The organism is Mycolicibacterium komossense, assembly GCF_025822605.1.
GTDB lineage: Bacteria > Actinomycetota > Actinomycetes > Mycobacteriales > Mycobacteriaceae > Mycobacterium > Mycobacterium komossense.
In genome coordinates this window covers 280,053-305,246 of sequence record NZ_JACKTY010000028.1, presented here as the reverse complement: position 1 = coordinate 305,246, position 25,194 = coordinate 280,053, and the positions used below count along the sequence as shown (strand labels likewise).

The window sequence follows — 25,194 nt, the reverse complement described above, 5'->3', positions numbered from 1 at the left end:
ATGGGGAGGTGACTGACGAAACATCCGGTTCCGCCGAGCCGGTGACCGAGGCCACAGCAGCCCCGGAAGCCTCGACCACCGAGGTGGCGGCAACCCCTGAGGCGCCGGTGGACAAGCCAAGGATCCGGCTCCGGCTCCTGTTGTCGGTCGCCGCCGTGGTGCTGGCGCTCGACGTGGTCACCAAGGTCCTCGCGGTGCGCTGGCTGACGCCCGGGCAACCGGTGTCGATCATCGGCGACACGGTGACCTGGACCTTGGTCCGTAACTCCGGAGCGGCCTTCTCGATGGCGACCGGTTACACCTGGGTGCTCACCCTCGTCGCCACCGGGGTGGTGATCGGCATCATCTGGATGGGCCGGCGCCTGGTGTCGCCATGGTGGGCGCTCGGTCTCGGGATGATCCTCGGCGGCGCGCTGGGGAACCTGATGGACCGCTTCTTCCGGTCGCCGGGCCCGCTGCGCGGGCACGTCGTCGATTTCTTCTCCGTCGGTTGGTGGCCGGTGTTCAACGTGGCCGACCCCGCGGTCGTCGGCGGGGCGATTCTGCTGGTCGCGCTGTCCCTGTTCGGATTCGATTTCGACACCGTCGGCCGGCGCGGCCACGACGTGCCGGACCCTGATCCCGCCACCGAGTCCGCCTGATGACCGAACGGTCGATGCCGGTCCCGGAGGGGTTGGCAGGAATGCGCGTGGATGCAGGTCTGGCTCGGCTACTGGGACTGTCCAGGACTGCGGCCGCCGCCCTGGCCGAAGACGGTGGCGTCGACCTGGACGGCGTGCCCGCCGGGAAATCCGATCGGTTGCCCGCCGGTGCGTGGCTGGAAGTCCGGTTGCCCGAGGCGCCAAAGCCGATCGAGAACACCCCCGAGTTGATCGAGGGGATGAACATCCTCTACGCCGACGACGACATCGTCGCCGTGGACAAACCCGCCGGGGTGGCTGCCCACGCGTCGGTGGGCTGGACCGGCCCGACGGTGCTGGGCGGGCTGGCCGCCGCCGGCTTCCGGATCACCACCTCCGGTGTGCACGAGCGGCAGGGCATCGTGCAGCGTCTCGACGTGGGCACATCGGGGGTGATGGTGGTCGCGATCTCCGAGCGCGCCTACACATTGCTCAAGCGCGCCTTCAAGGAACGCACCGTCGACAAGCGCTACCACGCGCTGGTGCAGGGACACCCAGATCCGTCCAGCGGCACCATCGACGCACCGATCGGCCGCCACCGCAGCAACGACTGGAAGTTCGCGGTGTCCGAGGGCGGCCGGGCCAGCGTGACGCATTACGACACGGTCGAGGCGTTCACCGCGGCCAGCTTGCTCGACGTACACCTGGAAACCGGCCGGACCCATCAGATCCGTGTGCATTTCTCGGCCACCCACCATCCTTGCTGTGGCGACCTCACCTACGGCGCCGATCCGACGCTGGCGAAAAAGCTTGGGCTGGAACGGCAATGGCTGCACGCGCGGTACCTGTCGTTCACGCATCCCGGTGACGGGCGCAAGATCGAGCTCACCAGCCCATATCCGGCCGATCTGCAACATGCTCTTGACGTGCTTCGCAAGCACGAGTGAGCAGGACGCCGGCTGAGCAATCCCGCCGTTCGGGCGTGCTGTTCGGTATCGGCGCGTTCGGCTGGTGGGGTCTGTCTCCGGGGTTCTTCCCGCTGCTACTGCCCGCCGGGTCCATGGAGGTCCTGGCTCACCGCATCGTGTGGAGCGCTCTGAGCCTGACCCTCGTGCTGCTGGTGGGCCGACGGTTCGGCGATCTGCGTCGGCTGTCCGCCCGGACCTGGCTGCTGCTACTGGCCGCATCGGCACTGATCTCTGCCAACTGGGGTGTCTACATCTACGCCGCGACGCACGGGCACGTCGTCGACGCGGCTCTGGGGTACTTCGTCAATCCACTGCTCACGGTGGCACTCGGGGTGGTGATCTTCCGGGAACGCATCGGCCGTTGGCAGCTGTTCGCGCTGGCGCTCGCCGTTGTCGCGGTGGTGGTGCTCACCGTTGAGGTGGGTACGCCGCCGTATATCGCCATCGCGCTCGCCGCTTCTTTCGCGGCGTACGGGTTGGTCAAGAAAGTGGTGGTGGCCGATCCGAGGGTCAGCGTGGCGGTGGAAACGTTCTTGGCGTTCCCACTGGCGGCCGGCTACCTGATCACGCTGCAGGTGGTCGGGCAGGGACACTTCGTCGACTTCGGGACCGGGCACAGCATTCTGCTGATCCTCGCCGGACCCGTCACAGCGATCCCGTTACTGCTGTTCGCCGCCGGCGCACAACGATTGCCGATGGTCACGATGGGTTTGTTGTTCTATCTCAACCCGGCTTTGCAGATGGCCTGGGGAGTGTTCGTCGGGCACGAGCCGATGCCGCCCGGCCGGTGGGTCGGGTTCGGGTTGATCTGGGTTGCGCTGGCGGTGTTCAGTGCGGACGCGTGGCGGTCGCGCTCGGGCTCCGCGGCAGCGGCCGGCTCCTAGGGGGTACTGCAGACGAACTTGTTCCCCCGGAAATCCACGGTGACCTCGCCCTGGTGTTCCCAGTACTCCACGCCCTCGCTGCCGTAGCGCGCACCGCTGCCGGTTTGCTCGGCGAAGACGATCGCCGATTCCGAACCCCAGGTCAGCACAGCGGCCGGCGGATCGAACTGGTTGTAGAAGCGGGCTGTGAAAGGTTTGGCCGGATCAGGGCAGCGATAATCGATCGTTTCCGGGCGCGCGGTATCGGGATCGTCGATTTTCAGTTGGACCAGCCGGGTCCGGTAGGCGTCGAGCACGCACTGGTGCGCGTCGTCCGCCTTCCAGCAGTCGTCGCGGCTGGTCTTCCAGTTCTCCTGAGCTGATTGCAGTGCGGCCCGGGTCGCTGCCGGTTCGTCCCGTGCTTCGTCGACGGCATGCTGAAACTCCGATGCCAGCTGCTGGTCGAGGCTGACCAGTTCGGGGTTCTTGCAGATCAGCGTCTCGACATCCCCGTCGGCCTTCGCGCAGTTCACCGCTGGCGCCGCCGTCGGGACAGCGGTCGTGGTGACGGCCACCGTGGCGGTGGTCTGCTCAGCGGCCGGATCACTGCCGCAGGCCGACAGGGCCAGGACGCCGCCGAGCAGCGCAACAGCCAGCCCGGTCCGGCCCCGAAGGGAGTTGGTGGTCCGGTTCATCGCCCGACTCAACCACGGCATTCGACGGCGCCCCAAAGACACGCCGGGGCGCCACGCCGAGACACGGCCGAATCACCCCCGCCGGTAGCTCGGCGCTGTCGGTCGGCAGTCCTAGACTGACGGGCCTATGGGTAACAGCAGCCCCTCGTCGGGATCCTTCGTGCACCTGCACAACCACACCGAGTACTCGATGCTCGACGGTGCCGCGAAGATCGCGCCCATGCTTGCTGAGGCCCAGCGCCTGGAGATGCCCGCGATCGGTATGACCGACCACGGAAACATGTTCGGCGCCAGCGAGTTCTACACCAAGGCCACTGATGCCGGCATCAAGCCGATCATCGGAGTCGAGGCTTACATAGCTCCCGGATCGCGGTTCGATACCAAGCGCATCCTGTGGGGCGATCCGGGCCAGAAAGGCGACGACGTCTCGGGCAGCGGCTCGTACACCCACATGACGATGGTCGCCGAGAATGCCACCGGCCTGCGGAACCTGTTCAAGCTGTCCTCGCTCGCCTCATTCGAAGGTCAGCTGGGTAAATGGTCGCGGATGGACGCCGAGATCATCGCCGAGCACGCGAAAGGGATCATCGCGACCACCGGTTGCCCCTCCGGTGAGGTGCAGACTCGGCTGCGGCTCGGCCACGAGCGTGAGGCATTGGAATCGGCCGCGAAATGGCGGGAGATCTTCGGGCCGGAGAACTACTTCCTGGAGTTGATGGACCACGGTCTGTCGATCGAACGGCGGGTTCGTGAGGGCCTGCTGGAGGTCGGCAAGAAACTCGGTATCCCGCCGCTGGCCACCAACGACTGCCACTACGTCACCCAGGACGCATCCCTCAACCACGAGGCGCTGCTGTGCATCCAGACCGGCAAGACGCTGTCCGACCCGAACCGGTTCAAATTCGACGGTGACGGCTACTACCTGAAGTCGGCCGCGGATATGCGCCACCTGTGGGCCGAGATCCCGCAGGCGTGTGACAGCACACTGCTGATCGGCGAGCGGGTGCAGTCCTACGCCGAGGTCTGGACACCGCAGGATCGGATGCCGATCTTCCCGGTGCCCGACGGCCACGACCAGGCGTCGTGGCTGACACACGAGGTCGACGCGGGTCTGCGCCGACGCTTCCCCGGCGGCGTTCCGCAGGACTACGTCGATCGCGGTCAGTACGAGATTCAGGTGATCTGCGACAAGGGCTATCCGTCGTACTTCCTCATCGTCGCCGACCTGATCAACTACGCACGCTCGGTCGACATCCGCGTCGGCCCGGGCCGCGGTTCCGCCGCCGGGTCGCTGGTCGCCTACGCCATGGGGATCACCAATATCGACCCCATCAAGTACGGGCTGCTTTTCGAACGGTTCCTCAACCCCGAGCGCGCATCGATGCCCGATATCGACATCGACTTCGACGACCGCCGTCGCGGCGAGATGTTGCGCTATGCGGCCAACAAGTGGGGAAGCGACCGCGTCGCCCAGGTCATCACCTTCGGCACCATTAAAACGAAAGCCGCACTGAAGGATTCAGCGCGCGTGCACTACGGTCAGCCGGGCTACGCGATCGCCGACCGGATCACCAAGGCGTTGCCGCCGCCGATCATGGCCAAGGACATCCCGCTCTCGGGGATCACCGATCCGGCTCACGATCGGTACAAGGAGGCCGCCGAGGTCCGCAGTCTGATCGACACCGACCCCGATGTCCGCACCATCTATCAGACGGCGCGCGGCCTTGAGGGTCTGGTCCGCAACGCCGGTGTGCATGCCTGCGCGGTCATCATGAGTTCTGAACCGCTGATCGACGCCATCCCGCTGTGGCGCCGCCCTCAGGACGGCGCGGTCATCACCGGCTGGGACTACCCGTCGTGTGAGGCCATCGGTCTGTTGAAGATGGACTTCCTCGGCCTGCGAAACCTGACGATCATCGGTGACGCGATCGACAACATCAAGTCCAACCGGGGGATCGACCTCGACCTCGACGACATCCCGCTCGACGACCAGGCCACCTTCGAATTGCTCGGCCGCGGTGACACTTTGGGCGTGTTCCAGCTCGACGGCGGTCCGATGCGTGACCTGCTGCGCAAGATGCAGCCCACCGGTTTCGAGGATGTCGTCGCCGTCATCGCGCTGTACCGGCCGGGCCCGATGGGGGTCAACGCCCACAACGACTACGCCGACCGCAAGAACAACCGCCAGGCGATCAAGCCGATCCACGCGGAGCTCGAAGAGCCGCTGCAGGAGATCCTGGCCGAAACCTACGGCCTGATCGTCTACCAAGAGCAGATCATGCGCATCGCGCAGAAGGTGGCCGGCTACTCGCTCGCCCGAGCAGACATTCTCCGAAAAGCCATGGGCAAGAAGAAGCGTGAAGTCCTTGACAAGGAGTACGAGGGCTTCTCCGAGGGTATGAAGGGCAACGGGTTCTCCGCCGCCGCGGTCAAGGCGCTCTGGGATACGGTCCTGCCGTTCGCCGACTACGCGTTCAACAAGTCCCATGCCGCCGGCTATGGGTTGGTGTCCTATTGGACCGCCTACCTCAAGGCCAACTTTCCCGCCGAGTACATGGCCGGTCTGCTGACCTCGGTCGGTGACGACAAAGACAAGGCGGCGGTCTACCTCGCCGATTGCCGTCGCCTCGGTATCACGGTACTGCCGCCGGATGTCAACGAGTCCGAACTCAACTTCGCTTCGGTCGGTTCCGATATCCGCTACGGGCTTGGCGCAGTGCGTAACGTCGGCGCGAATGTCGTTGCCTCGCTGATCAATTCGCGCACCGAGAAGGGCAAGTACACCGACTTCTCCGACTATCTGAACAAGATCGACATCGCGGCCTGCAACAAGAAGGTCACCGAGTCGCTGATCAAATCGGGCGCTTTCGATTCGCTCAACCATCCCCGCAAGGGCCTGTTCCTGGTGCACACCGACGCCGTCGACTCGGTGCTGGGCACCAAGAAGGCCGAAGCGATAGGCCAGTTCGACCTCTTCGGCGGCGGCGACAGCGGGGCCGACTCCGGGGTGGACTCCGTCTTCACCATCAAGGTGCCCGAGGACGAGTGGGATGACAAGCACAAGCTCGCCCTGGAGCGGGAGATGCTGGGGCTCTATGTCTCCGGGCATCCACTCAACGGTGTCGCGCACCTGCTGAGCGCCCAGGTCGACACTCAGATCCCCGCCATCCTGCAGGGGGACGTCGCCAATGACACCCAGGTCAAGGTCGGCGGCATTCTGGCGTCGGTGAACCGGCGGGTCAACAAGAACGGGATGCCCTGGGCTTCCGCGCAGATCGAAGACCTCACCGGTGGTATCGAGGTGCTGTTCTTCCCACAGACCTACTCATTGCACGGCGCGGAGATCGCCGACGACGTCGTCGTGCTGGTCAGCGCCAAGGTGGCGATCCGCGATGACCGCATCTCGTTGATCGCCAATGATCTTGTGGTGCCGGACTTCTCGAATGCCCAGGTCGACCGCCCGCTGGCGGTGAGTCTGCCCACCCGGCAGTGCACCGTGGACAAGGTCAGTGCCCTCAAGCAGGTGCTGGCCCGGCATCCCGGCACCTCGCAGGTGCATCTGCGCTTGATCAGCGGGGATCGCATCACCACGCTGGAACTCGACCAGTCCCTGCGGGTGACGACGTCGTCCGCGCTGATGGGTGACCTCAAGGCGCTTCTCGGGCCCGGCTGCCTCGGAGGTTAGCGCCTCAATCCGGCTCGGCGGCTGAGTCTTTCTTGCGTTCCCGCTTGCGTCGGTAGAGATCGTCATCTGCCGAGGCGAACAACTCGGCCAGCGCCGCGTCGCTATCCGGACGCCCGACGGCCAGCCCGAATGTGGTGCGTACCGGGTGATCGGTCGTGAGCTGAAGACCGAGATTGCGTGCAGCGCCTTCGTCGTACCCGCTGACGACGGCCACGAATTCGTCACCGCCGACCCGGCCGATCACGGCCTCCTCGGGCAACCTGGTCACCCAGTGCCGCGTGAGATCGACCAGGACCTGGTCGCCCGCGGCGTGTCCGTTGCGATCGTTGATGGTCTTGAAGTCGTCGATATCCAGGGCGAAGACCGCGACCTGCTCGCCTCGCTTGTGGGCCCGCGCGAGCACCTGGTGCGCATGCCGATCCACGCCGGCCCGATTCCACGTCGACGTCAGGGGATCCCGCAAGGCGGCGTCGAGCAGCGCCGAGTTCATCACCCCCAGGATCTCCGACGCCGCGAGTATGCAGATGGCGTAGAGCAGCAGCCACAGCGGCTGCACCGACGCGGGCGCCACCAGCAGCGCCAGCACCGCGGTCACCGCGATGGCGATAGCGCAGAGTCGGGCTACGCGGGGCCCATGCCAGGTGCGGATGTACATCACCACGAACATGATGGGGATGAGCGACCACACTTGAGCGACGTCGTGCCGGTGGAACAGCAGAGCCGCCACTGGCGCCGCGGCCACGCACAGCAAGGCCGCCGCGTACCGCTTTCCGTGGAGTGGCCTGCGGAAGGCCAGCGCCACGCCGATCAAACACAGTAGGACGGCGGCGATTTCACCACGGGGGTCCGATTGCGTCGGATCCAGAGCTACCGCCGACACGATGGCCAGCGAGTACACCGCGAGCAGGATCGCCAAGTAGGCGATCAGGGTCCGCCACCGCAGGGTCGCGCTCAGATCCGGCCCGCCGGACCGGCGGATCTTCTTCAGCGGCATCCCGAGCACGTGCGTCCCCGAACCTCTCGCGACAAATTGCATTCAACTGACGTGTACCAAAGTAGTGGCAGCCGGTCACGCCAGGACGTTGACCGCCCGCGCGAAGACCAACCCCAGGGTCGACAGCGCAACCAGTGACTGCACGGTCATCATCAACTTGGCCCAGCGAGACAACGGCATGGTATCGGTGGGGGAGAAGGCCACCACATTGGTGAAGCTGACGTAGAGATAGTCGACGAAGGTGGGGCGCCAGCCGGGTTTGGCATTGGTGGGGTCAGACATCTGGGGAAACAGGAAGTCCGGATAGGGCCTTTCACCGTCGATGCGCGCGAACGGCCCGCCGCGGTCGAGTTCCCAGTACCAGATCCCGAACGCGATCACGTTGGTGATGAAGATCGCTGCGCCACTGCCCAGTAACGTCTTGGGGTCGTTGCTCACCTGTCCGGCCAGGATGCGGTAGTCCAGGATGATCGCAGAGGCGGTGTTGTCGATGGTGATCGCCGCGGTCAGCGCGAAACTGGCCCATTTGCCGACGGTGGTGCGTCGGGACAGTCGCACCGGATTGATCACCAGCAGGACGATCAGCAGTAGTAACTCGAGGATGACCAGCGGCCACCGCGGGACCACGGTGTAGGCCGTGGGGATGGCGCGCTGCAGGACGATGGCCGCGACGATCGCGAGCAGCACCGGCAGCCGGCTCTCCGGCGTGCCCGGCTTGAGCCACGAGGGGACGAGGCGCTCGCCGTCTGCGCCGAGATGGGAGGTGATGCGTTCGGCACGACGCATGAATTGCTCGACCGGTGTCCGGGGTTCAGGCGTAGCTGTCATCGGCTCAGTGTGTGCGCGACGACAGCTGCGATGAGCGACGACACGACTGGGAGTTTCCCGAAGGAGTCCTGCCTCCGCCGCTTGCGGGGCGTTCGAGATGGTGCCCGGCAGTAGCCCTGGCGTGGTCCGGCGAGTGGACCTGCAGACGCTGCGCGGACTGGTTGAGGGTTAGCGCTCCGCAGAGTCCGAGGAGAAGACGCTGAGCCCGAGCCAGACCACGGTGGCCGTCGCGGCGCCGGCGAGGACCGCAGGGGCCGCGCTGGCGGTGGCCGCGCCGACGATGACCAGCACCAACAGTCCGATTCCGAGGGCCACGACTTTGTAGGCCGGCCACGGGACACCGGCAATGTGGATCTGCGCGCTGGGCCTGACTGCTGACCGGAACTGCTGGACTGTGGTCATGATTAAACGATAACGCGGAAACAGAGTTTCGGCTAGCCGAAACCTGGAATCAGGGGTAGCGGCTTTTGCTAGTCGATCTAAGCTGGGCACATGCCGCTTACTGGAGATTATGAACCCAGCACTTCCGACTGGGCCCGCGAGAATGCCGAGACCTACATTGCTTCCGGTGGCACCGAGGGCACCGAATTGAAGGGCCGCCCGGTCATCCTGCTGACCACGGTCGGCGCCAAAACAGGCAAGATCCGCAAGACACCTCTGATGCGGGTGGAGCATGACGGCGAGTACGCCGTGGTGGCCTCGCTGGGTGGCGCACCCAAGAATCCGGTCTGGTACTACAACATCAAGGCCCATCCTCAGGTCGAGTTGCAAGACGGCGAGACCACCAAGGACTACGACTCCCGAGAGGTTTTCGGCGATGAGAAGGCACTCTGGTGGGAGCGCGCCGTGGCGACCTGGCCGGACTATGCGGATTACCAGACCAAGACCGATCGGGAGATCCCGGTCTTCGTCCTCACCCCGGTGAGCTGAGGCAGAGCCGAGCCTTCTGAGCGGACCGCAGGCGGCAGGTGGCACCATTGACCGGTGTCCGCCGAACTGAGCAATAGGCCCGTGCCCGTGTCGCCGCTGTCCGCGGCCGACATCGACCTGGCGGCTGAGCGAATTTCCGGTGCCGTCAGCCGGAGTCCGTTGCAGTACAGCGACCGGTTGTCGCAGGCCGTCGGTGCGGAGGTGTATCTCAAGCGCGAGGATCTGCAAGTCGTCCGGTCCTACAAGCTGCGTGGCGCCTACAACCTGCTGATGCAGCTCAGCGCCGACGAGAAGGCGGCCGGAGTGGTCTGCTCGTCGGCGGGCAACCACGCGCAGGGTTTCGCGCTGGCCTGCCGCTCGATGGGGATCCATGGCCGGGTCTATGTGCCGGCCAAGACGCCGAAGCAGAAGCGGGACCGAATCCGCTATCACGGCGGCGAGTTCATTGAGCTGATCGTCGGCGGCGCCACCTATGACCTGGCGGCCGAAGCTGCGCGCGACGACGTCGCACGCACGGGTGCCACCCTGGTGCCGCCGTACGACGACCTGCGGACGATGGCCGGGCAGGGCACCATCGCCGTCGAGTTGCTCAGTCAGCTCGACCGCGAGCCCGATCTGGTGATCGTCCCGGTCGGCGGCGGCGGTTGCATCAGCGGCATCACCACTTACCTCGCGTCCAGGACCACCGGTACGGCCGTGCTCGGTGTCGAGCCGGCGGGCGCGGCCGCGATGGTGGCGGCGCTGGCCGAAGGCGAACCGGTGACGTTGACCGATGTCGACCAGTTCGTCGACGGCGCGGCCGTCGCACGTGCCGGCGCGCTGCCGTTCGCGGCGCTGGCCTCCGCCGGTGACATGGTCTCCATCACCACCGTCGATGAAGGCGCGGTCTGCACTGCGATGCTCGACCTCTATCAAAACGAGGGCATCATCGCTGAACCCGCGGGCGCGCTGTCGGTCGCCGGTCTGCTCGAGACCGATATCGCACCCGGCTCGACGGTGGTCTGCCTGATCTCCGGCGGCAACAACGATGTGTCCCGCTACGGCGAGGTGCTGGAGCGTTCGCTCGTGCACCTGGGTCTCAAGCATTACTTCCTCGTCGACTTCCCGCAGGAGCCGGGCGCTTTGCGGCGATTCCTCGACGAGGTCCTCGGGCCCAACGACGATGTCACGCTGTTCGAGTACGTCAAGCGCAACAATCGGGAGACCGGGGAGGCGTTGGTCGGCATCGAGCTCGGTTCCGCCGCCGACCTCGACGGTCTGCTGGCCCGGATGAACTCCTCGGATATGCATGTCGAAAACCTGGAGCCGGGCTCACCGGTCTACCGCTACCTGACCTGAGTTCCGCCCGGCGGTACGTGCGCGACGGGTGGTCCGGCCCGGCCAACCACTACCGGCGTTAGGCGAACAGCGGCTGCCCGAGGTAGTGGCCCTGCTCAGGCGCCGGCGGGACCACGAAGATCGCCGAACCGATATGCCGGATGTACTCGTTGAGCAGATCGTGTGCGCCCAAGCGGTTTTGGATGTCGATGAAATGGCGGGGGTCGTTCTGGTAGGAGACGAACAACAGGCCGGCATTGAGCTCGCCGTTGTCGTCGAGCCCGTCGGTGTAGTTGTAGGAGCGGCGGCGGATCATGATCCCGCCGTTGTTTTCGTGGGCGGCCAGTGCGACGTGGGATACCGGGTCGATCACCAGATCGTCGGCAGTGCGGGCGCTGAAATCCGGAGTATCGAATTCATGGTTACCGCTCAGCGGCGCCCCGTTCTCCTTGTGCCTGCCGATGATCTGCTGCTGGTTGCCGACGCGATCGGTGTCCCAGGTTTCCAGCAGCATGCGGATTTTCCGGACCACCTGATACGTCCCGCCCTCCAGCCAGGGCTGGTCGCCGTTCGTGATCCACACGAACCGCCGGTAGTCGTCGGCGGTGGCGATATTGCGGGTACCGTCCTTGAATCCCAACAGGTTTCGTGGTGTCTGCTGCCCGGGCCCGGCCGAAGCCCGACCGAAACCCAGCACCGCCCAATAGGGGTACACGATGCCGCGGCCGAGGCGGGCCAGGTTGCGCACTGCGTGATAACAGACCTGCGGGTCGTCTGCGCACGCCTGTACGGAAAGGTCGCCGCCGATGAGTTTGGGGTCGAGGTCATCGCCGTTCAGTACGGGCAGTTCGGTGAACAGTGCCGGGCGTTGCGCGCTCAGGCCGAACCGGGTACCGAATACCTTCGGCCCCAAGCCGACCGTCACGGTGAGGCCGGCCGGGCTCAATCCGAACGCCTCACCGGTGTCGGCGGGTGGCCGCACCGCGACCTCGGGCTGGACCGCGCCGATCGGGTTCCCTTGTTGCAGTACGGCGGCGGCGGCCGACCACCGGGCCAGCAGGGCCTGCAGGGCGCCGCGGTCCGCGGACTCGTCGAACCGGAACGACATGAAGACGCAATGGCGCTGCGGTTCGGTGGCGATCCCGCCTTGGTGCGTCTGCCCGTAGAACGGGTAGCTGACGGAGAGGTCGACCACGTCATCGGCGGCCGGCGGGCCCGGTGCCAGCGCCCAGGCCGCACCGCCGCCGGCAGCTGCGCCGACCGCCAGACCGCCGGCGCCGGCCAGCAGGGCGCCGGCGAGCATGCCGCGCCGGGACACACCCGTCGGGGCGGGTGCGTCTTGTGCAGCTGGTTCGTCGGGCATCAGTTGGCCGCCACAACTTTCTGCGCGACGGTGGCCAGGCTTTGGTGCAACGGCTGGATCACCGCGGTCAACTTGGCTGCGTCGCCGGCCCGCAGCTGTGGGGTCCATACCTGGTAACCGCCGGGCGCCGCGGGGTCCCGATAGCCGTCGAGTGCCGTCAGCACAGCCTGGAACTGCTGGTCGAGCTGCGTGACCAGGTTCGCGTCGATCTTCTGCAGTCCAGGGCGCAGGGCGGCGTAGGCCTGTTGCGCGCCTTCGACGTTGCCCGCGAAGTCGACGAGGTCGATATGGCTGAAGGCCTCTTCCTCGCCGGTGATCTTGGTGTTCTGCACTTCTTCGATCAGGTCGGCCGCACCGTTGGCCAGATCCTCCGGCTTGTACTGCAGCGGTCCGACCACTCCGACGAGCTTGCCGACGTTACCGACGAGCTCGGTACTGTAGGCCTTGGTGGTGGGGCTGATCGTGTTGCCCTGCCACAGATCTCGTTCGATGGCGTGAAATCCCTTCCAGCCGACCTTCGCATCCACCGGCGTCGACTCCCGCATATCGATCAGATAGTCGAGGTTGCCCGCGTTGTCATCCACCGCGAAACCGGGCAGCACGAAGCCGTCGACATTGGATTCGGAACGTTCGTAGAACGGGCGTGCCTTCGCGTACTCGACTTTGGCCTGCTCGACATTGCCCGACTGCACGGCGGCGTCGAGCGCCTTGACTCCCGCATTCAACTGGTTGACCTGATCGACGATGTAGGCGGAGTAACTCTTCGTGCCGTCGGACATGATGGTCTGCACCGAGCCGGCCGGCGTGGCGGCGGCCTGGCCGGTCACGGTGAGATCGGTGTACTCGTTGCCGGCGCCGGGGCAGTAGACCTTGTAGGGACCACCGTCGAGGGTCACCGTGAATGACACCGGATCCAGCCCGGGGGCCAGGTTCTCCTTCTCGCCGACGATGCGCTGGTCCTTGATCAGTTCCATCTCGGTGATGCCTGGTGCACTTGAGTTGGTGACCTTGAAGGTGACCGGCCCGGCCGCCACGCTGGGGGTGTCGAGCGTGCAGGTGTCCTTGCCGGCCTCGTTGGCCATCGTCACGTTCACGGTGTTCACGCCGCCGGTCGCCGCCGAGGTGGCGCTCTTGGCCGAAGAACTGTGCGCGCCGCAGCCGCTCAACGCCAATGCGGTGGCTGCGGCCACCGCGGGTGTGGTCAGCAGCAGGCTACGTCGTAAGTGGCGACGCGACACCGATCCCGTGTGCAGGTTCATTGTTATTGTCTTGCCTCTCTTCACTTGTGGGGGAATCGCGGCCGGTCCGTATCGCGAACACGGCCGACGCTGCGGCAGCAGCGCCGAGGAGAATAGGTAGCCAGATCCGCCACAATGTGCGTTCGGCGCGGTCTTTGGCGTTATCGCTGAGCAAGGCGGTTACCGCGGCGTCATCGCTGCTCAGCGTCGCCCAGTCGGAGCCGAGGCTGCCGAGGCTGACGGTTTTGGAGCCGGGGATGCCGCCTCCGCTGAGGGTGGCTACCCGGTTACTGCCGGACTGGGCGCTGATCAGCGAATCACCCAGGGTGACAACGCTATAGGAGTCAGTGGCCGACCAGGAGACCTGGAACGGACCGGGGGTCCTGGTGGGGCTGAGTCCGACTGGCAGCCGTCCGCCGGTCAGGTTGGCGAGGTCAGCCAAGCTGGCCGTCGTCGAGGTGATACCTGGATCGGTCGGTACCTGAGCCTGCCACAGCTGCGCTTGGATACCGTCCACGGATTGGGCACCGGCGGATCTGAGTGTGACGTCGATATCCGGGGAGTGGTCGATGGCCGCGACCGTCAGAGTCGCCGAGTCGCCCTCTGGAGCGAAGGTGATGATCAAGTCAGTGCCGTCGGCGTTGGTTGTCCTGCGCACGGGTCCCGGCTGTTCGGCGCCCTGCGCCGGTATCAGGAATGCCAGCACCAGCGCCGTCGCCGCCAGGCCGAATGCCGCAGCGGCCAGCAGATTCCGGCGCGCCGACGGTGTCGCCGCGAGGTTCTTGGGCCAGAGGAACACCACCAGTACCGGCACGGCGTAGAACAGCCAGCCGAGCACCTCGATCAGGCGTGGATCGCTGGGCACACCGAACATCCCGGTGACCAACGCACCCAGCACCGATTTCGCCGGCATCCAGGACGAGAAGTCGAACACCTGCTGCTGGCCGATGTTCACCCAACCGGCCTCATGGGCGGTACGCAGGGCGCCGGTGACCAGCCCCGCCGCGATGAAGATCAGGAAGACGCCGGTGACCCGGAAGAACCGGCCCAGGTTCACCTTGAGACCACCGTAGAAGATTCCGATTCCGATGCCGATGGATACGGCGATCCCGGCTATCCCGCCGAACAGCGCCGCCCAGCCACTGCCGTGCGTCGACTGTGCTGCGGCCAGCAGGAACACCGCGGTCTCGAAGCCCTCCTTGAGGACCGCCAGGAACGCCATGGTGACCATCGCTACCGAGCCGCCGGTATTGAGTGCTTGGGCTGCTTCGTGTTCCAGCTCGCCTTTGAGTTGGAAGGCGTTGCGGTTCATCCAGATGATCATCGTGGTCACGAAGATGACGGCCACCACGCCGATGACCGTTTCGAGCATCTCCTGCTGCGCCTGTGGTAACGAGGTGGACAGCGCATCGAGGCCGACGCCGACGGCGATACTCAATGTCACGGCCAAGGCGACGCCTGCCATCATCGGGCGCACTGATCTGCCGTTGCGTCTGAGGAACGCGCCGACGATGCTCACGATGAGGGTGGCTTCCAAACCCTCGCGCAGACCGATCAGGAACGTGCCTACGAAAATGCCTTGCAGGCCAGCTCCTTTCCGAAGACCCGGCACCCGGGCGACTACGGCAAGGCTAGGCTTACCAACCTAGTGCGATCCACTGTTGCGCCGGATGCACAGCAAACCCGCAGCGGGGTTCACAGCGTGCCGGCAGCCATGGTGGGCGGCTCGCTCGCAGTCCTCTAGGTGCGCACCACGGCGAAGGATTGACCCGCGAGCTCGGTATGCGTGTCGCCGGCGGTGGGAACGCCCCAGGCCAGCATCAGCTCTCCGGTGACCGGTACGGCCACGGCAGCGTCGCCGAGGTTGCAGATGATCGCCAGTGCGCCGCGGCGCAGGACGATCCACCGCTGTTCCTCGTCGAAATCGACCGTCATGTGGTCCAGCCAGAAATCGGCGAGATCGGGCTCGGCACGCCGCAACTCGAGCAGATCACGGTAGAGCCGGTGCAGCCTGGCATGCTCACCGATCTCCACCTCGGCCCAGTTCAGCTTGGAACGCTCGAACGTCGCGGGATCCTGCGGGTCAGGCACATCGTCGGCATTCCACCCATGCTGGGCGAATTCGGCTTTGCGTCCGTTGCGGGTGGCTTCGGCCAGTTCGGGTTCTGGGTGCGAACTGAAGAACTGAAACGGTGTGGATGCGGCCCATTCCTCACCCATGAAGAGCATTGCGGTGAACGGGGTCAGTAGCGCCAGCGCGGCGCTGACCGCCAACTGCCCGGGGCTCAGATACGCCGACGGACGGTCACCGATGGCGCGGTTCCCCACCTGGTCGTGGGTGGCGGTGTAGGCGAGAAGTCGGCACCCGGGAATCGACGAGGTGTCGAGCTGTCTGCCGTGGCGACGGCGCCGGAACGAGGAGTAGGTGCCGGCGTGGAAGTATCCGTTCTTCAGCGTGTGCGCCAGCGTTTCGATCGAACCGAAATCCGAGTAGTAGCCCTGGCGTTCGCCCGATATCGCTGTATGCAGAGCGTGGTGGATATCGTCGTCCCACTGGGCGGTCAGCCCATAGCCGCCCCGTTCACGCTCGGTGATCAGCCTGGGATCGTTGCGATCGGATTCGGCGATCAGCGCCAGGGGACGGCCCAGTTGTGTTGAGAGCGCATCGGTTTCGGTAGCGAGCTCGTCCAATAGGTGAAAAGCCGTGGTGTCGACCAGAGCGTGCACGGCATCCAAGCGCAGACCGTCGGCGTGGAAATCGCGCATCCAGCGCAGAGCGCAGTCGAGGATGTAACGGCGCACTTCGTCTGAATCGGCATCGGCGATATTGATGCCTTCACCCCACGGATTGCTGGCCGAAGACAGGTATGGACCGAACTTCGGCAGGTAGTTCCCCGACGGTCCCAGATGGTTGAACACGGCGTCGATCAGGACGCCCAGGCCACGGCGGTGACAGGCGTCGATGAACCGGACCAGCGCGTTCGGCCCGCCGTAGGGTTCGTGGACGGCGAACCACAGCACCCCGTCGTAGCCCCAGCCTCGGGTGCCCCCGAACGCGTTGACCGGCATGAGTTCGACGAAGTCGATGCCGAGTTCGACCAGATAGTCGAGCCGGTCGATGGCAGAGTCCAGCGTGCCGGTGGGGGTGAAGGTGCCGATGTGCAGTTCGTAGATAGCCGCGCCCGCAGCGGATTTGCCCGGCCAGTCGGCGTCGGTCCACGCCGCCGACGCGGGGGCCCACAGCTGCGAGCGTTCGTGGACACCGTCGGGCTGGCGCGGTGAACGTGGATCGGGCAGGACCTTCCTGTCGTCGTCGAGCACGAAGCCGTACCGCACCTCGGGTGCGACGTCGATACTCGTGCGCCACCAGCCGTCGTCACCGCGCGTCATCGGGTGCAGTACGCCATCGACGTCGAGACGGACCAATTCTGGTCGCGGTGCCCACACCGCGAAGTCGTGCTCAGGCATGTGTGCCCTCCGAAGCCCTCTCCAGCAGAGCGACGGGAAGGTCGCTCAACAGATCGCCGACTGCTACCGTCCCGAAGTGCTCGGCGCCGGTGAGTAGATCGGTCCACGTGCCCTCAGGCAGCGTGACCGTGGTGTCCCCCCAGCCGGTTTCGTCGATTCTGCTGGTCCAGCGACTGGTCGCCACCAGGACATCCTGGCCGCGCAGGAACGACACCAGATGCTCGGCAGCGACACCGTCGGCGAAGACCGGGGTGTACCCGCCGGCCAGGAAGCTGTCGGGCCGGCGCCGACGCAGGTGCAGCGCCGCCCGGACCACCCGGAGCTTGGGATGGGTCAGTTCCGCCAATGCGGCACGCCGGGCCGCATAGTCCACCGGGCGCCGGTTGTCTGGGTCGACCAGGCTGTCCTCCCACAGCTCGGTGCCCTGGTAGACATCAGGCACTCCCGGAACGGTGAGCGCCAGCAGCTTCTGGCCCAACGCATCGCCTTGTGCGGTCCGGTCGAGCCGGGCGACCAGGGCGGTCAGCTCGGTGGCCACCGGCCCGTCGATCACTGCGTCCAGCCAGGTGTGGATCGCGTCCTCGAAGTCACTGTCCGGGTCGTTCCACGAGGTGTGCAGATTGGCTTCCCGAATCGCCTTCTCGGCGTAGGCGTGTACCCGCCCACGCAAGGTTGCGTCGACGTTTCCGTCGGCGGGCCAGATCCCGAAGATGTTCTGCCACAGGAACAGTCCGGTGGCGGCGTCGACCGCAGGCAGTCGCCGCTCCCACGCGTTGACCAGCTCCGTCCACAACGACGGCACCTGGGAAAGCACGCCGATGCGGGCTCGGACGTCCTCGCCGCGTTTGGTGTCGTGGGTGGTCAGTGTCGTCATGGTGGTCGGCCACAGCCGGGCACGGACCTCGGCTCGGCGATGGAACTCGGCGACGCTCACGCCGAAGTGTTCGGGTTCACCGCCGACTTCGTTGAGCGACACCAGCCGCGCGTCCCGGTAGAACAGGCAGTCCTCGGTGGACTTGGCGGTGACGGCCCCGCAGAGCTGCTGGATACGGACGGCCGGCTCGCTGCCGCCGGCCAGCGCCGCCGACACGAGTTGCAGCGGCTCCGCCAATTCCGGTGCTTCGGCGATTGTTTCGGCGATAGCTGTGGACATCATCACCGACAGGCTCGGATAGTCACTGCGGTACACGTGCAGGTGGGTCAGCAATGCCGCCACCGCGGTCCCCAGCAGTGGGTGGTCGCGGCCGGTGGTGGCGGCGATGGCCCGTTGCAACCGGCGCAGCTCGCTGGACAACGTCACGGTGGCGGCCGTCGTCTTGAGTTCGGCCGACAGCGCTGGCACGGTGGCGTAACGGAAACCGGCTGATTCCACGAGTTCGGTGAGAGCCTGTTCGCCCGTTGGATCGACGAACACACCGCCGACCTCGCGCAGGACGTCATAGCCGGTAGTGCCGGCCACCGGCAGCGTCAGCTCCAAGGCCTCGTCGACGGCCAGGATCTTCTCGATGACGAGGTAGGCTTCCGCGCCGACGAGTGCGCGCAGCCACTCCAGATAGCCTGCCGGATCGGACAATCCGTCGGGGTGGTCGATCCGAAGGCCGTCGACCAGTCCGTCGGTGAACCACCGTTTCACCTCGGAGTGGCTGGCCGCAAAGACGTCGTGGTCCTCCTGCCGTAACCCCGCCAACGAGGTGATGGAAAAAAATCGCCGGTACCCACACAGTCCGGAACGCCAACCGATCAGCCGGTAGTGCTGACGGTCGTGCACGTCGGGCCCGCTTCCGTCACCGGTACCCGCCGCGATCGGGAAGGCCAGATCGCCGAGGCGCAGGACGTCGCCGTCGACCAGCAGGTTCGCGAGGTCCTCGTCAGAACCCAGCACGGGCAACACGATTCGGCCGTCGGGATCCAGCGTCCAGTCGATGTCGAAATACGAGGCGTACGCCGACTCCTGGCCGGACTTCAGCACGTCCCACCACCACGGATTCTGTTCGGGTGCGTCGACACCGACGTGGTTGGGCACGATGTCGACGATGAGGCCCATCTTCCGCTGGTGGGCAGCTGCCGCAAGTCGCGACAACCCTTCGGGCCCACCGAGTTCGGCCGATACCGAGGTCGGATCGGTGACATCGTAGCCATGGGTGGAACCCGCGGATGCCGTCAGGATCGGGGAGAGGTAGACGTGGGAGATGCCGAGTTCGTCGAGGTAGTCCAGCACGGCCTCGGCATCGTCGAAGCGGAACTCGTCGCCGCGCATCTGCAGTCGATACGTGGACAGCACGGGGAACGCCATCCGGATCAGGCCGTCTTCCGCAGAACCAGCAGCGAACGCGCTTGCAGTGACACCTTTTCGCCGGCCCGCACCACGAGATCGCTGACCCCGGTGGGCGCGGCGGTGTCGAGTGCGCTCGTCCACTCCTGCGCATAGTCCTCACCGTCAGGGGTGACGAAGTCGACGGGTTCGTCATGGGCGTTGAAGCACAACAGGAAGGAGTCGTCGATGACGCGCTCACCCCGGGAGTCCGGGGTCGCGATCGCGTCGCCGTTGAGGAACACCGCGACACACTTTCCGAACCCCGAACCCCAATCTTGCGGGGTCATCTCCGCGCCGGCCGGTGTCAGCCAGGCGATGTCCCTGGCCTGATCGCCGGTCCGGATGGGTTTGCCCTCGAAGAACCTGCGGCGGCGGAACACCGGGTGTTTGCGGCGCAGCTTGGTGGCCTTGCGGGCGAACGACAGCAGGTCGGAGTTGGTCTGGCACAACGACCAGTCCATCCAGGACAGCGGCGAATCCTGGCAGTAGACATTGTTGTTGCCCAACTGTGTGCGACCGATCTCGTCGCCGTGACTGATCATCGGGGTGCCCTGGCTGACCATCAGCGTGGCGATGACGTTGCGCATCTGCTTGGCGCGCAACGCGACAATCTCGGGGTCGTCGGTCGGCCCCTCCACCCCGCAGTTCCACGAGCGGTTGTGGCTTTCGCCGTCACGGTTGTCTTCACCGTTGGCCTCGTTGTGTTTCTCGTTGTACGAGACGAGGTCGTTGAGTGTGAAACCGTCGTGCGCAGTGACGAAGTTTATGCTGGCCGACGGTCGTCGACCGGTGGCTTCATAGAGGTCGGAGGAGCCCGTCAGCCGGGAAGCAAATTCACCAAGGGTTGCGGGCTCGCCCCGCCAGTAGTCACGCACAGTGTCGCGGTATTTCCCGTTCCACTCGGTCCACAAACCTGGGAAGTTGCCGACCTGGTAACCGCCTTCACCGACATCCCACGGTTCGGCGATCAACTTCACCTGGCTGATCACCGGATCCTGCTGAACGATGTCGAAGAAAGCGCTCAGTCGGTCGACGTCGTAGAACTCGCGCGCCAGCGTTGAGGCGAGGTCGAAGCGGAAGCCGTCGACGTGCATGTCCAGAACCCAGTACCGCAGCGAGTCCATGATCAACTGCAGCGTGTGCGGGTGCCGTGCGTTGAGGCTGTTGCCGGTGCCGGTGAAGTCTTTGTAGAACTTCTGATCGCCGTCGAGCAGACGGTAGTACGCCGCATTGTCGATACCGCGGAAATTGACCGTCGGACCGAGATGATTGCCTTCGGCGGTGTGGTTGTAGACCACGTCGAGGATCACTTCGATGTCCTCGTCGTGAAATGCCTTGACCATCGACTTGAATTCGGCGACTGCGCCACCGGCGTGCCGGCTGGCGGCGTACTGATAGTGCGGCGCGAAGAAGCCGAGCGTGTTGTATCCCCAGTAGTTGCGTAAGCCGAGATCGATCAGCCGGTGATCGTGCATGAACTGGTGCACCGGCATCAGTTCGATCGCCGTGACACTCAACGACTTCAGATGATCGATGATCGCCGGATGGCCCAGCCCGGCGTAGGTGCCGCGCAGCTCCTCGGGGACGCCGGGATGCGATTCGGTCATCCCCTTGACGTGTGCCTCGTAGATGATCGTCTCGTGGTAGGGCGTGCGCGGCGCGCGGTCGGAGGCCCAGTTGAAGAACGGGTTGATCACCACGCTGGTCATGGTGTGTCCGAGCGAATCGACCATCGGCGGGGTGCCGCCCGAGGCGAGATCCTCGGCTTCGAGGTCGTAGGAGTACAGCGCCTGGGTGAAATCGAAATCACCGTGGAACGATTTCCCGTAGGGGTCGAGCAGCAGCTTGCTGGGATCGCAACGATGTCCGGCCTGCGGGTCCCACGGCCCGTACACCCGGAACCCGTACCGCTGGCCAGGGGTGATGGTCGGTAGGTAGGCGTGCCAGACGTAACCGTCGACCTCGTCGAGATTGATCCTGGTCTCGCTGCCGTCCTTGGCGATCAGGCACAACTCGACCTTGTCGGCGACCTCGGAGAAGAGCGAGAAGTTGGTGCCGGCGCCGTCGTAGGTCGCGCCCAGGGGATAAGCGGTCCCCGGCCAGACGGTGGTGACCGGGGGACCGGCGGTTCCTTGGGTTAACGGGGCTGGCTCACTCGACGACGACCTAGAGGACCAAGAGGACATTGTCTGACCTTATCGGCGCCCGGCATGGGCCGCTCGAGTCGCTGGGCCCAGGTCGGCGCTGTGTTACCACCAGCCGGTAGCCGCACCGATCTGACGGCCAAGTTCATTGGTCATCGTGCGCATGTAGGTCGCAGAGAAATGGTGAGAATCGTGATATAGCAACACATTTCCCTCGATCACCCGGCAGTAGTCCGGCCGGCACACGGCGTCGGTCATATCGAGCGGCTTGAGGTTCGGGAACTGCGCGATGAAGTCGAGCGTGGGGTTACGGTCTTGGAGCACATCGGAGCGCTTCATGCCGCAGGACACCGCGCTGCCGCCATCGGCCAGGCAATCCGCGGCTTCGCTGGGCCTACCGTCTTTGACCAGCCACGGGGTATCGCGCATCGCCAACACCGGGATGTTGTTGTCGGCGAATTTCTGCCAGATCCCGATATAGCTGCCGGGCATCACGTCCCCGGGTTTGATGTTCCACGGCCGCGTCGATGTGGTGAACACATAGTCGGGACGGTCGGCGACGAGCTTGTCCATCGTCTGGTTCACCCACTCGTGGCACTGCGGGTAGGCGGCGTTGTTCCCCATGATCAGCGGTACTTCTTCGGTGGACAGCGGGCAGCCCATCTTCAGATAGGTCACCACCTTGAAATGCTTCATTCGCCCGAGGAGATCCAGCGCGGTGATCCAGTGTTCGGCGTGCGAGCCGCCGGCCAGCGCGATGGTCCGGACCGCGTCCTTGTCCCCGTAGGTGCAGTTGATCAGCGAGCCGTTGTTGAAGTCGCTGATACAGCCGTCTTCGGTGGTTTCGGGCAGGTCGTTCTTCGCTTCGAGCACGGTCGGCCGCATCGGCAGCTTGGGCACCCGCGCCTGGTTGATCAGGGCGCGCGCGCCTGGGTAGTCGCGTGAGCTCAGCCCGGACAGCTCCTTGCCGCTGGCCCGTTGCACGGTGACGTGTTCCCGCCAGGTGAACGAGGTGGCGGTCAGCGCGACACCGAGCAGGGCAACCACCGATCCCAGGGCGATCGTCGGGCGGCGCAGCCGGGTCCGCCAGGGCAGGCGCACCACGGGGGCCGTGGCTTGGGCGGGGCCCCGGTAGCGCAGCGGCTCCTCGACGAACCGCATCGTCAGATACGCCAGCAGCCCGGACACCGCGAGGATGCCTGCCCCGTCGAGGAACGTCGCGTGCGGGTGGCCGGAGAACGAGAGCCAGAAAATCAGGAGTGGCCAATGCCACAGATACAGGGAGTAGGCCATCGCGCCGAGTGTCACGAACGGGCCGATCGCCAGGATCCGGTTGGGCAGCGGCATCTTGTCCCGGGTGCGCGGGTCGCCCTGGCGGTTAGCTGCGGCGAGGATCATCAGAACCGTCGCGCCGACGGGTACCAGTGCCCACGGTCCGGGGAACTCGGCGACACCGTCGATGAGTGCGCCGCAGGACAGAATCGCCGCCAGTGCGACGGTGGCGACGACGGTGCGCAGCCACATCGGCCACCGGACGTAGGGCACCAGCGCGCCGACCAGCGCGCCGAGCAGCAACTCCCAGGCTCGCGCGAACGTGTTGTAGTACGCGGTTGCCTGATTGGCCTGGTGGGCGAAAATGGCAAAGACGAAAGACGCGATGGTCAACGCGGTCAGCACGGTGATGTACAGAACCCGCAGTCGTTTGCCGAGGGGTTTGCGTAGCCCGGCCGCGAGCAGGGCGACCAGCAGCAGCAGGCCGATATAGAACTGCCCCTGTACCGACATCGACCAGATGTGTTGCAGCGGGCTGACAGCCTCACCGGCCCGCAGATAGTTCGACGCGGTGTCGGCGAGTTCCCAGTTCTGGTAGTAGCCGAGGCTAGCCAGGCTCTGGTCGGCAAACGTTTCCCAGCGAGTTTCAGGCTGCACGAGAATGGTCAGGACGGCCGACGCGGCAAGCACCACGACGAGCGCGGGCAGCAGCCGGCGAACCAGCCGCACGACTTCACGACCCGGCGACAGCGACATCGCGGGGTTGAGCGCATTTCGTAGTAGCCGGCCGCCGAAAAAGAATCCGGACAGCACGAGGAAAACGTCGACACCACCGGAAACGCGGCCGAACCAGATGTGGAAGACAGCGACCAGTGCGATCGCGACGCCGCGCAGGCCGTCGAGATCGTGGCGGTAGAAGCCCGCTTTTCTGGTACCCATCGTGGGGGCACTCACAGGAACCGAAACGGTTGCTGGGGCCGCTCGGGGAGGGGTCAAGAACATCATGGTCGAAGGACAATCTACCTAATCAGGCTGGGTCGATCGCGTCGAGCAAAGGCGGCGCGTCCCCGGTATCGCGTTAGGCTCTGACTCCGTGTCGGCGCAGTCCGGGTTGTCCCCGTCCCTAACACCCCTGCAAATCAGCGCCATCGATGCCGCGCATATCTGGCACCCCTACAGCACGATCGGAGCCCCGGGGACGCCCCCGCCGGTCGTGACGGTGGCCGCCGAGGGCGCCTGGTTGACGGTGATCCGCGACGGTCGCGAGGTTCGCGTCCTCGACGCGATGAGCTCGTGGTGGACGGCGGTACACGGGCACGGCCATCCGGTCCTCGACGCAGCGGTCACCCGGCAACTCGCCAAGCTCAATCACGTGATGTTCGGCGGGTTGACGCACGAACCGGCGGCCCGGCTGGCCCAGCTGCTCGTCGAGATCACCCCGGCCGGCCTGGAGACGGTGTTCTTCAGCGATTCGGGTTCGGTCTCGATCGAGGTCGCGGTGAAAATGGCGTTGCAGTACCAGCTCAGCCACGGCCGGTCTGGTAAGCACCGGCTGATGACGTGGCGGGGCGGCTACCACGGCGACACGTTCACCCCGATGAGCGTGTGTGACCCCGAGGGCGGCATGCACGAACTCTGGTCGGGGGAGAACTCGGTCCTGGCCGCGCAGATATTCGCTCCGCAGGTGCCGACGGGCTACGACCCGGCCTACAGCGCCGAGTTCGAGGAGATCCTCGCCGACCATGCCGGCGAAGTGGCCGCGGTCGTGGTGGAACCGGTCGTCCAGGGTGCGGGTGGGATGCGGTTCCACGATCCGCGCTACCTGGCGGACCTGCGAGCTATCTGCGACCGCCACGACGTGCTGCTGATCTTCGACGAGATCGCCACCGGCTTCGGTCGTACCGGGGAGCTGTTCGCCGCCGACCACGCCGGCGTCAGCCCCGACATCATGTGTGTGGGCAAGGCGTTGACCGGCGGCTACCTCACCCTGGCGGCGACACTGTGCACCGCCGAGATCGCCCGGGTGATCAGCAACTCCGAGGCGGGCGCGTTGATGCACGGCCCGACGTTCATGGCCAATGCGCTGGCGTGTGCGGTATCGGTGGCCAGCGTCGAGGTGCTGTTGGCGCAGGACTGGCGGGCGCGCGTCGCCGAGATCAGCGCCGGACTGCGGGCCGGCCTGGAGCCGGCGCGGTCGCTGTCGAATGTGGCCGATGTCCGCGTGTGCGGTGCGATCGGTGTCATCGAGACCGTCGAGCCGGTCGACCTCGCGGTGGCCACGCCTGTCGCGCTGGACAACGGCGTCTGGTTGCGTCCATTCCGCAACCTGATCTACGCGATGCCGCCGTACATCTGCCCGCCCGCAGAGATCGAGCAGATCACCTCGGCAATGGTGGCGGTTGCTGCCCAGTTGTCAGATCATCGGCCTGAGGCGTTAACCTGAACACTGTTCAAGTGGATCCGTGATTCACATTCCGTGATCGATGGGGAGTAGC

At 65.6% G+C, this 25,194-nt stretch carries 18 protein-coding genes; 7 read left to right on the top strand and 11 right to left on the bottom strand.

Annotated elements, in window-relative coordinates:
- Positions 1-8: 8 nt before the first annotated feature.
- Genes lspA through rarD form a run of 3 tightly spaced genes read left to right on the top strand, consistent with a single transcriptional unit; the run spans position 9 to position 2,472 of the window.
- The gene (lspA, locus tag H7J73_RS12415; RefSeq protein ID WP_264067675.1) at positions 9-641 is read left to right on the top strand and encodes a signal peptidase II; all 633 of its coding nucleotides are present in this window, start codon (positions 9-11) and stop codon (positions 639-641) included.
- Positions 641-1,567 carry an RluA family pseudouridine synthase gene (locus H7J73_RS12410; RefSeq protein ID WP_264067674.1) on the top strand — a complete coding sequence of 309 codons (927 nt, stop codon included), beginning with the start codon at positions 641-643 and terminating at the stop codon, positions 1,565-1,567. Before lspA ends, H7J73_RS12410 begins: the two co-directional genes overlap by 1 nt.
- The gene (gene rarD, locus H7J73_RS12405) at positions 1,564-2,472 is read left to right on the top strand and encodes an EamA family transporter RarD (RefSeq protein WP_435405473.1); all 909 of its coding nucleotides are present in this window, start codon (positions 1,564-1,566) and stop codon (positions 2,470-2,472) included. The genes H7J73_RS12410 and rarD overlap by 4 nt, the downstream gene beginning before the upstream one ends.
- On the opposite strand, the gene H7J73_RS12400 is transcribed toward rarD, so the two are convergent.
- Positions 2,469-3,146: an MliC family protein gene (locus H7J73_RS12400; RefSeq protein WP_264067673.1), complete on the bottom strand. Its 678-nt coding sequence runs from the start codon at positions 3,144-3,146 to the stop codon at positions 2,469-2,471. The genes rarD and H7J73_RS12400 overlap by 4 nt on opposite strands.
- Positions 3,147-3,273: 127 nt before the next feature.
- Between H7J73_RS12400 and dnaE the strand changes: the two genes are divergently transcribed.
- Positions 3,274-6,831, top strand: a complete 3,558-nt coding sequence (gene dnaE, locus H7J73_RS12395) for a DNA polymerase III subunit alpha (RefSeq protein WP_264067672.1) — start codon at positions 3,274-3,276, stop codon at positions 6,829-6,831.
- A gap of 4 nt (positions 6,832-6,835) precedes the next feature.
- Here the strand turns inward: dnaE and H7J73_RS12390 are convergent, their stop codons facing one another.
- The 3 genes from H7J73_RS12390 to H7J73_RS12380 form a co-directional block, all read right to left on the bottom strand.
- A complete protein-coding gene (locus H7J73_RS12390) occupies positions 6,836-7,867 on the bottom strand; it encodes a GGDEF domain-containing protein (protein ID WP_264067671.1) in 1,032 nt (343 codons plus the stop codon).
- Between the two features lie 33 nt (positions 7,868-7,900).
- On the bottom strand, positions 7,901-8,611 hold the full coding sequence (locus H7J73_RS12385; RefSeq protein WP_264067916.1) for a hypothetical protein: 711 nt from the start codon (positions 8,609-8,611) through the stop codon (positions 7,901-7,903).
- Positions 8,612-8,821: 210 nt separating this feature from the next.
- Positions 8,822-9,055, bottom strand: coding sequence for a hypothetical protein (locus tag H7J73_RS12380; RefSeq protein ID WP_264067670.1), 234 nt, complete (start codon positions 9,053-9,055; stop codon positions 8,822-8,824).
- Positions 9,056-9,145: 90 nt separating this feature from the next.
- Between H7J73_RS12380 and H7J73_RS12375 the strand changes: the two genes are divergently transcribed.
- Positions 9,146-9,583 (top strand): nitroreductase family deazaflavin-dependent oxidoreductase, encoded by a 438-nt coding sequence (locus tag H7J73_RS12375; protein WP_264067668.1) that lies wholly within the window; start codon positions 9,146-9,148, stop codon positions 9,581-9,583.
- 54 nt (positions 9,584-9,637) lie between these two features.
- Positions 9,638-10,921 carry a threonine ammonia-lyase IlvA gene (gene ilvA, locus H7J73_RS12370; RefSeq protein ID WP_264067667.1) on the top strand — a complete coding sequence of 428 codons (1,284 nt, stop codon included), beginning with the start codon at positions 9,638-9,640 and terminating at the stop codon, positions 10,919-10,921.
- 58 nt (positions 10,922-10,979) lie between these two features.
- Here ilvA and H7J73_RS12365 read toward each other — a convergent pair whose 3' ends face one another.
- From H7J73_RS12365 to sucT, 7 genes are all read right to left on the bottom strand, one after another.
- Positions 10,980-12,263 carry a Dyp-type peroxidase gene (locus tag H7J73_RS12365; protein WP_264067665.1) on the bottom strand — a complete coding sequence of 428 codons (1,284 nt, stop codon included), beginning with the start codon at positions 12,261-12,263 and terminating at the stop codon, positions 10,980-10,982.
- Positions 12,263-13,522, bottom strand: a complete 1,260-nt coding sequence (gene efeO, locus H7J73_RS12360) for an iron uptake system protein EfeO (RefSeq protein WP_264067664.1) — start codon at positions 13,520-13,522, stop codon at positions 12,263-12,265. Before efeO ends, H7J73_RS12365 begins: the two co-directional genes overlap by 1 nt.
- Positions 13,476-15,113 (bottom strand): iron uptake transporter permease EfeU, encoded by a 1,638-nt coding sequence (gene efeU, locus H7J73_RS12355; RefSeq protein ID WP_264067663.1) that lies wholly within the window; start codon positions 15,111-15,113, stop codon positions 13,476-13,478. The genes efeO and efeU overlap by 47 nt, the downstream gene beginning before the upstream one ends.
- 128 nt (positions 15,114-15,241) lie before the next feature.
- On the bottom strand, positions 15,242-16,969 hold the full coding sequence (treZ, locus tag H7J73_RS12350; RefSeq protein ID WP_264067662.1) for a malto-oligosyltrehalose trehalohydrolase: 1,728 nt from the start codon (positions 16,967-16,969) through the stop codon (positions 15,242-15,244).
- Complete coding sequence (gene treY / locus H7J73_RS12345; RefSeq protein WP_264067661.1) at positions 16,962-19,262, bottom strand: malto-oligosyltrehalose synthase; 2,301 nt, start codon at positions 19,260-19,262, stop codon at positions 16,962-16,964. The genes treZ and treY overlap by 8 nt, the downstream gene beginning before the upstream one ends.
- A 5-nt stretch (positions 19,263-19,267) precedes the next feature.
- Positions 19,268-21,469, bottom strand: coding sequence for a glycogen debranching protein GlgX (gene glgX / locus H7J73_RS12340; protein WP_264067660.1), 2,202 nt, complete (start codon positions 21,467-21,469; stop codon positions 19,268-19,270).
- A 63-nt stretch (positions 21,470-21,532) separates the two neighbouring features.
- The gene (sucT, locus tag H7J73_RS12335; RefSeq protein ID WP_264067659.1) at positions 21,533-23,704 is read right to left on the bottom strand and encodes an acetyltransferase SucT; all 2,172 of its coding nucleotides are present in this window, start codon (positions 23,702-23,704) and stop codon (positions 21,533-21,535) included.
- Between the two features lie 88 nt (positions 23,705-23,792).
- Between sucT and H7J73_RS12330 the strand changes: the two genes are divergently transcribed.
- Positions 23,793-25,142, top strand: a complete 1,350-nt coding sequence (locus tag H7J73_RS12330; RefSeq protein WP_264067658.1) for an adenosylmethionine--8-amino-7-oxononanoate transaminase — start codon at positions 23,793-23,795, stop codon at positions 25,140-25,142.
- Positions 25,143-25,194: the final 52 nt, after the last annotated feature.